General features: G+C 39.9%; 9 protein-coding genes and 1 pseudogene. All 10 read right to left on the bottom strand.

The genetic code is table 11. From position 1 onward, the window contains the following. Positions 1 to 97: 97 nt before the first annotated feature. Positions 98 to 739: a hypothetical protein gene (locus EYW48_RS19845; RefSeq protein WP_277432918.1), complete on the bottom strand. Its 642-nt coding sequence runs from the start codon at positions 737 to 739 to the stop codon at positions 98 to 100. Between the two features lie 670 nt (positions 740 to 1,409). Continuing rightward, the gene (locus EYW48_RS19850; protein ID WP_216652980.1) at positions 1,410 to 1,910 is read right to left on the bottom strand and encodes a hypothetical protein; all 501 of its coding nucleotides are present in this window, start codon (positions 1,908 to 1,910) and stop codon (positions 1,410 to 1,412) included. A gap of 146 nt (positions 1,911 to 2,056) precedes the next feature. Continuing rightward, on the bottom strand, positions 2,057 to 2,509 hold the full coding sequence (locus EYW48_RS19855; protein ID WP_088729602.1) for a GNAT family N-acetyltransferase: 453 nt from the start codon (positions 2,507 to 2,509) through the stop codon (positions 2,057 to 2,059). 174 nt (positions 2,510 to 2,683) lie between these two features. Next, positions 2,684 to 3,544 carry a hypothetical protein gene (locus EYW48_RS19865; protein WP_194568971.1) on the bottom strand — a complete coding sequence of 287 codons (861 nt, stop codon included), beginning with the start codon at positions 3,542 to 3,544 and terminating at the stop codon, positions 2,684 to 2,686. Between the two features lie 148 nt (positions 3,545 to 3,692). Next, positions 3,693 to 4,127 carry a GNAT family N-acetyltransferase gene (locus EYW48_RS19870; protein ID WP_277432919.1) on the bottom strand — a complete coding sequence of 145 codons (435 nt, stop codon included), beginning with the start codon at positions 4,125 to 4,127 and terminating at the stop codon, positions 3,693 to 3,695. Between the two features lie 1,129 nt (positions 4,128 to 5,256). Next, the gene (locus EYW48_RS19880; RefSeq protein WP_277432920.1) at positions 5,257 to 5,559 is read right to left on the bottom strand and encodes a hypothetical protein; all 303 of its coding nucleotides are present in this window, start codon (positions 5,557 to 5,559) and stop codon (positions 5,257 to 5,259) included. Positions 5,560 to 5,717: 158 nt separating this feature from the next. Then, entirely contained in the window at positions 5,718 to 6,020 is a 303-nt protein-coding gene (locus tag EYW48_RS19890; RefSeq protein WP_000229324.1) for a type II toxin-antitoxin system RelE/ParE family toxin, read from the bottom strand. After that, positions 6,008 to 6,265 (bottom strand): type II toxin-antitoxin system Phd/YefM family antitoxin, encoded by a 258-nt coding sequence (locus tag EYW48_RS19895; protein ID WP_000861987.1) that lies wholly within the window; start codon positions 6,263 to 6,265, stop codon positions 6,008 to 6,010. The genes EYW48_RS19890 and EYW48_RS19895 overlap by 13 nt, the downstream gene beginning before the upstream one ends. A 188-nt stretch (positions 6,266 to 6,453) precedes the next feature. Beyond that, positions 6,454 to 6,963, bottom strand: coding sequence for a hypothetical protein (locus tag EYW48_RS19905; protein ID WP_277432921.1), 510 nt, complete (start codon positions 6,961 to 6,963; stop codon positions 6,454 to 6,456). Beyond that, positions 6,923 to 7,039, bottom strand: a pseudogene (locus EYW48_RS19910) (IS630 family transposase); the annotation flags it as partial. The pseudogene EYW48_RS19910 and the gene EYW48_RS19905, both read right to left, overlap by 41 nt.

Consider the following 7,039-nt stretch of genomic DNA (forward strand, 5'->3'; position numbering starts at 1 on the left):
GCTCGAACAAGGTTTGCCATTCTTGGTTGGTGCGTCGTTTTACCATTTCAAATCTCCTTGAGGTTGGAGGTTTGATCGTATAGCGTGCTGAAGTTGATTAGAATGCGGTGTTTATGACGCGCTTACGATCATGGCGTGATAACTTACTTGTGAAAGTACCTTGCTGATATTCATGTACTAACGCTTCCAATTTATAAAACATGTCATCCATTTTTTCAGACAAAAAGCGATAGCGCTCGTAGAAAACTTCAATGTTAATTACAGGAGTTGAGACTAGATGTTTCTGATTATCCTGAGAGTATGGATACCTGAAAGTCTCTGCTGTAGGATCTATTTCCGCAAACTCTAATACTATTTCTTCGCTGTCACACAAAAAATCATTGAAACGTCTATCACAAACTTGAGCCTTTTCCTTGAAAAGTTCCCAGAGTTTATTTAGATCATGTGTTTTTATTAACTTTTCGTCAGAAACTTCTAATTCACTCCTCATTTCGCCAAGAGATTTTATCGCTGCTTTTAAAAAAAGTTCGATTCTATGTCGAGCTGAAAAAACCATTGGATGTATTATAACATCTAACGGCGTTCTGTATGATTTTGCTGACTCATACAAAACAGTAACAGCTTCATCATAGCCATCGCTGTAAGTTTCTAAACTTTGCCAACCATTGTTTCCTACGCAAGCATTGAACCTTGCATTTTCACCATTATTAAAGGTGTTATTGAATACCATTTCACTCAAATTTTAAACCCTATCAAAATACGCTTAACGCCCAATTAAGTGGTGAACAACGCACTGACCAAGCCGCCGCATTGCACCGTAAAACACTTTACTCAACGCATAGTAAAACTGCCACGCGTTGAGAATCCACTTGAATTGTTTGTTATGCAAATTCAATAAGATAAGCTGACTTTACTCGATCAAAAACCACAATTGCAATAGTTGAGTGATTCAAGAATCAACCCAAGCAAAAGCCGTGATAAATAAGCCGCAAAAATGAAGTCTGCCTTTCAGCGACAAACTAGGCTTTTGAGCCAAACAAACTCAACGAGCAAAGCCTTCAACAAATACAAAATTATCGATTAACTTGCTCTTTCCACACTTTGCGCCCACTAAATTGACAACACGCCCACGCTAAAACCGATTGAGGCAAATAAAGAATCTTGCCTGTTTTACGGTTTGAGTTAACCATGAATTTGAGGGTAAAAATACTCATTTGCCGACAGCTCAAAACGAATGACCGGAGAAATCCCAAAAGATTGAACCCCTAAATTTACCTGAGTTGCATAACGCCCAATTAAGGGGTGAGCAACGCCACCACCCAACCTACAGCATCATACCGTAACCACTAAAATTGAAGTAGAAGCAAAAATGCCAAGCGTTGGGAATCCCTCTTAAATTGTTTGTTAGCCTAAGCAAACTGAAATTCCCCACCATTCTCTTCCATTATAAATGAAAGGTCTTGTGCGGCATTTTGGAATATTTCTTGGATGATTCCTTGAATCCCATACCACTGCTGAGACAACTGATAATCAGAATGTATTGTGTCATCAGAAAAATCGACGCCACCCAAGTGAGCAACTTTGGCTAAACCAAAGACTAAATCAAAAGTAATGGGCTCACCTAAACGATGTGCTAACCTGTTTCTAATACGATTCATTTCGATCAAAAAATCAGCCATTGATTGCCAAATTAAACCGCGATTTAGCGCTAACTTAACCTTATTAGGAAAGCTCATGTTAAATGGGTTTATTTTCTCACTATCATCAAGCTTCAACTCTATTAATTGAACTAATACTGACTCAAGCAATAAATGACCTGCTAGATATGCACCCAACTCAGTATTGTTGAATAATTCGAGAATGTGCTCAAGATCTGGTGTTTTTCTATCTTCCCAAATGTTATCTGTCATATAGACTCACTTACTATTGGATTAGGCTAACGCCCAATTAAGGTGCGACAACGCTATAAAACCTGAGCTAAACCATTGCACCGTAAACACAAAGTTCAAATCGGAGTAAAATCGGCAAGCGTTAGGAGTCACTCTTAAATTGTTTGTTAGTTTTTTGTCTGCATGACCATGTTTATTCCTGTCGCTTTAAAGCCAATTTCCTTATAAAGCTTAAAAGCTCGCTCATTATCGTAAGCCACTAATAATTCAACCTGTTCAATTCCACTACCAGTCCAAAATTCATTCAATTCTTGAAATATGCGGCTGCCATAACCTTTACCTTGATACTCAGGGAAAACTTGAAAGTCATAAATGAATGCTGAGGTTTCTGCTAAAAAATACCAGAAATAACCAATTACATATGTAATACCATTCAATTTAACTTCGAGACACAGAAGAGTATTATTTTCTGTTTTTAACCCCTGAGGTAAACAGTCATCAAGTTCCATGTTTGCCAACTGCACCCCTTTAGCATGGGATACTTGCTTTGCGGCAGCGAGTTCTTGCCCTCTAAATTCATTGGAATACAACCTATAACACTGAAATTCTTCTTCAGTCATATTTCTATATGAGACCATCTTCAACCTTTATGCGATTTTCTTGAGAAAAACTAACGCCCTGTTAAGGTGTGAGCAACGCAATACCGATGTTGCCGCATACCACCTTAACCACTAAACACAACGCATAGTAAAAATGCCACGCGTTGCGAATCACTCTTAAACAGATTGTTATGTTCAAAACGGTATGTCGAAATCCAGATCTAAATCGGACTGTTGTTCTAAGGTTTTTAGCTCTTCTTCGATAAAGACGATAAAGCCCCAACTCTTATCAACTAGCTCACGAATAGATTCAGCACCGATAACTAAGGGGTTCCCATCCTTATCATAACCAGCACGATGAACACAGTGATGCCTTGTACTAACAGCTTGGAATAACCACTTAATTTCACCAAAATCTACGCTCAACACGTCCTTGTACATGGGCTTAACTTTTTTAAGGTCATGGAATATCAGGTCTTTTAAGTACTTTGCTACTGTTTGCTTTAATTGGTTTTGCTTTTGAAATATTTCTTTAAGAGTGAATTTTTGCTGTGAAAACGTAGGATCAGTTTCTACTAGCTTTTGTATAAAGTCACTGTTGTTAGTAACCTTATGTATAAACGTAGACGCAAGATATGCCTCTACTGCAGCAACAACATGACCATGTAGCATTACATGCAAGCTAAAAGCTTGCTCTTCGGAAACTTCCGCTTCAAGAAGACCTTTTACGTTCTCTATTTGGCGTTCGAATACAGAAAACTGTTTTGAGCTTTCAATAAACCAATCGAGATCATCTTCACCTAAATCAGGGTAATAAGGGACTGAATAATTCACATCTATTTCACCATTATCGATGCTACATTCAGCATATGAGAATGAGTTGGTTATGTAAGCCTCATACATATCTCCACACTTCTCACACTCAATTTCTTCCCAATGTTCACTGGTACTATCACGAGATTTCTCTGCCATGAAATCGGGATCAGGAACATATACAGTCGCTTCGATATGATGAGAGCATCTACACACAAAGCTAATATCCATCAATAGACTCAAATTTTTCTCCTTTGAACATAACGCCCGGCTAAGGGGTTGATAACGCACCGCCGAACTCAAAAAACACACTTAAACACTGAACTTCAATTTTGCACCAAAGTCGCCACGCGTTGGCAATCCCTCTTGAGCCGTTTGTTATAAGCTGCCGCTAAACATTTGGATTGCTTGAGTTATTAAACGAATACATGCGTATTTCATCCCTTGGAAACCAGCCTAACTTTTCGTAAAAATCTTGCGCATTAACATTATTGCTATAAACAAATAAATGCGTCTTTGAAACACCAATCGAAGCCAAAGCATCAACTGATTTTTCAACCAAAGCTTTACCTATTCTTTGGCCTCGAAATTCTGATGAAACAGCTAAATGTTGCAGATACCCTCTGCGACCATCGGTCCCAACGAGTACCGTACCAATAATTTTATTGCCGCTTAACGCAACAAAACTTAGCCCAGAATTTCGGTTAAGATAACTTTCAATGCTTTGTTTAGAATCAGCATCTCTTAATGACAAGCTTTCCGTCTGGCACCACAGATCAATCACTGAATCGTAATCGGAAATATCCATTTCTCGAATTTTAATCACTAAAGCCTCCAAAGCTTATAACGCCCGGCTAAGGGGTTGACAACGCACCGCCGAACTCAAAAAACACACCGTAAACACTGAACTTCAATTTTGCACTAAAGTCGCCACGCGTTGGCAATCCCTCTTGAGCCGTTTGTTATGCAAATTCAATGAGATAAACTGACTTTACTCGATCAAAAGCCACGATTGCAATGGTTGAGTGATTCAAGAACCAACCCAAGCAAGAACTGTGATAAATAAGCCGCCAAAACAAAGTCCACCTTTCAACAACCAACCAAGCTTTTGAAGGAAACAAACCCTACAAGCAAGACTTTCAGCAAGCGCAAAATGCTCGATTAACTTGCCCTTTCCACACTTTGCGCACGCTGAATTGGCAAAAAACCAGCACCAAAACTCATTGAGGCAAACAAAGAACCTTGCCTGTTTTACGGTTTGAGTTAACCACGAATTTGAGGGTAAAAAAGCTCATTTGCCGACAACACAAAACGAATGGCCGGAGAAATCTAAAAAGATTGACCCCCTAAATTTACCTGAGTTGCATAACGCCGCGTTAAGGGGTGCAGGCACGCAATACAAAAGCTACCGCACAATGCCGTAACCACCAAACCCAACGCAAACTGAAAATGCCACGCGTGCCAAATCCCACTTGAACGCTTTGTTATGCTTAAGCTTCAATAACTTACGTTTTGATAAAACCAAGATTAACTCGACCTTGATTCACAAGCAAAGGCCACAACCTAAAAAACGGAAATGACTCATGATTTTGAAAATCAGACATTGAACTTTGGCCGCTAATACTCAAAAACCTAAGATCAAATTGCTGATTGAGCCAACTACCATAACCTCGCGCTTGCCCGAAAATTGACTGAGGCAACTCTCAGAATTTTTAGCGCCCAAGAATGGATGTCCAGAAAACAGCGCCCACTGAAGCCAATTTGCCGACGAGCACGAAACTCACAAGCCAAGGGAACAAAGAACAATCATAAACCACTGATTTTTTGGTGATTAAGCATAACGCCGCGTTAAGTAGTGAGCAACGCCGCCACCCTACCTAAACCATTGTGCCGTAAACGCTAAAGTTGAATAAACCGAAAATGCCAGGCGTTGAGAATCTGCCTTAAACGCTTTGTTATGTGTTATCTGTATTTGCATACTTAGTAAAAATACGTGAGCTATCTTCAGTTAACCTAACACCCTCTACAACATGCAGCTTACCTTCATGACTTAGGGGATACATTTCCAACTCCCCGCTACCAAACTCAGATTCATAAAGTAAGCTAAGAGCAAAATCACGCAAAGCTTCTCTTGTTGAAAAATCCAAATAGATATCACCATTATCTATATCAACAGACGCTCTAAGTTGATGACTATCATCAGCCAAAACTTCGACGGAAGGTATGCTACTAGCCTCTTGATCTACATTGTATTTCATTTACTTTATATCCCCCTAGCACATAACGCCCGCTTAAGGGGCAGCCAACGCTACTACTAACTTTCCGCATAACACCGTAATCACCAAAACCAACGCATAGTAAAAATGCCGCGCGTTGGCTGTCCCTCTTGAAGCGTTTGTTAGCCGTTTTTCCAAAGCTACTGTTTCGTTAGCATTAACCGACGTAAATCTCGCTCCGCACGCATAACAAAAAGAATACGAACCTTTTCATCATCATACTTATAGAAAACACGACATGGATTTACAACGACTTCACGATAATTGAGGTGTTCTAGTTCTGGTGGGACGCGCCCAGACTCTGGAAAATCGGCCAAACGTTCAACTTTTGTAAAAACGGTTTGCACCAGTTGTTTAGCAGCCACGACATTTTCAAGTGCGATGTATTCAGCAATATCATTCAGATCGGATAGAGCCGGCTCCGTCCAAATTATTTCAACCATTTTGACATTCTGTCCTTAGCATCTTGATGGCTGACCACTTTGCCATCCGCCAGAGCTCGCTCGCCACGAGCAATGCCTTCGAGGATCGCTAAACGATTTTGCATAAATTCATAATCGTCTACATCAATAAGGTAAGCTGACGGCTTTCCGTGCTCAGTTATCAATACTGGCTCTTTCGTATCATGAAGATCGGCAAGGATCTTAGTGGCCTGCCGTTTTAGTGACGTCACAAGTTCTACTTTCATTTGAGCTGCTCCAAATAAACACTAAAGTAATACTATTCTATCACTCTGAGCATAGCAAGTTTTCAAACGGCTAACGCTCTGTTAAGGTGTGAGCAACGCAATACCGATGCCGCCGCATACCACCTTAAACACTAAACGCAACGCATAGTAAAAATGCCACGCGTTGCGAATCACTCTTAAACAGTTTGTTAGGTTTGTGCCGACTCTAGCTCGCTAATTATGTATTTTACACCACTGATACAGTCATCTAAGAATGTCAAAAGCTCTACTCTAATCTCATCGAACAAAATGTAGTGATGATAGCACTCTCCCTCACCACCATCAGGATAGCCAGTTATCATCATTAGAGGCATTCTCTTAAACGTAATTTCTGACTGATCACTATATTCAACGATGGTTTCCCCTTTCTCGTTTTTTGAATAGTGCGCTTTCGCTCCAAGGCAATTGATTACACTAAGTTGCTCATGCTTACTCTTGTTACAAAGAGTCGCGAATTTAGACAACCATATATTGTCCGGCGATGAAAAAGCTTGAAATGAAGCAAAAACCGGAATGAGTTCTGGTTTTTTTGTTGTAATTTCAGGAAGCAGTTGTCCAATTCTGCCTTTAAAATTTTCTTCTTTGAATTCGTGTGAAACTATAGGGAAATATACCGAATCAACTTGAAGATGCAGGCTTGAGAACCTGAAAATGATCATTAATTCGAGATGTCAAAGAGCCTGCGATCTCTGGAAGAGTCACAGAAAAAAATTGGTCTATTGCCGCCTTGAAGTC

The sequence above is a fragment of the Vibrio sp. 1180_3 genome, from assembly GCF_029478545.1.
In the GTDB taxonomy this organism is placed as follows: domain Bacteria; phylum Pseudomonadota; class Gammaproteobacteria; order Enterobacterales; family Vibrionaceae; genus Vibrio; species Vibrio aestuarianus.

Coding starts and splice junctions, on each gene's coding strand:
- EYW48_RS19880 (WP_277432920.1), bottom strand. CDS start 5,559: ATGAAATACAATGTAGATCAAGAGGCTAGTAGCATACCTTCCGTCGAA.
- EYW48_RS19890 (WP_000229324.1), bottom strand. CDS start 6,020: ATGGTTGAAATAATTTGGACGGAGCCGGCTCTATCCGATCTGAATGAT.
- EYW48_RS19905 (WP_277432921.1), bottom strand. CDS start 6,963: ATGATCATTTTCAGGTTCTCAAGCCTGCATCTTCAAGTTGATTCGGTA.
- EYW48_RS19850 (WP_216652980.1), bottom strand. CDS start 1,910: ATGACAGATAACATTTGGGAAGATAGAAAAACACCAGATCTTGAGCAC.
- EYW48_RS19895 (WP_000861987.1), bottom strand. CDS start 6,265: ATGAAAGTAGAACTTGTGACGTCACTAAAACGGCAGGCCACTAAGATC.
- EYW48_RS19855 (WP_088729602.1), bottom strand. CDS start 2,509: ATGACTGAAGAAGAATTTCAGTGTTATAGGTTGTATTCCAATGAATTT.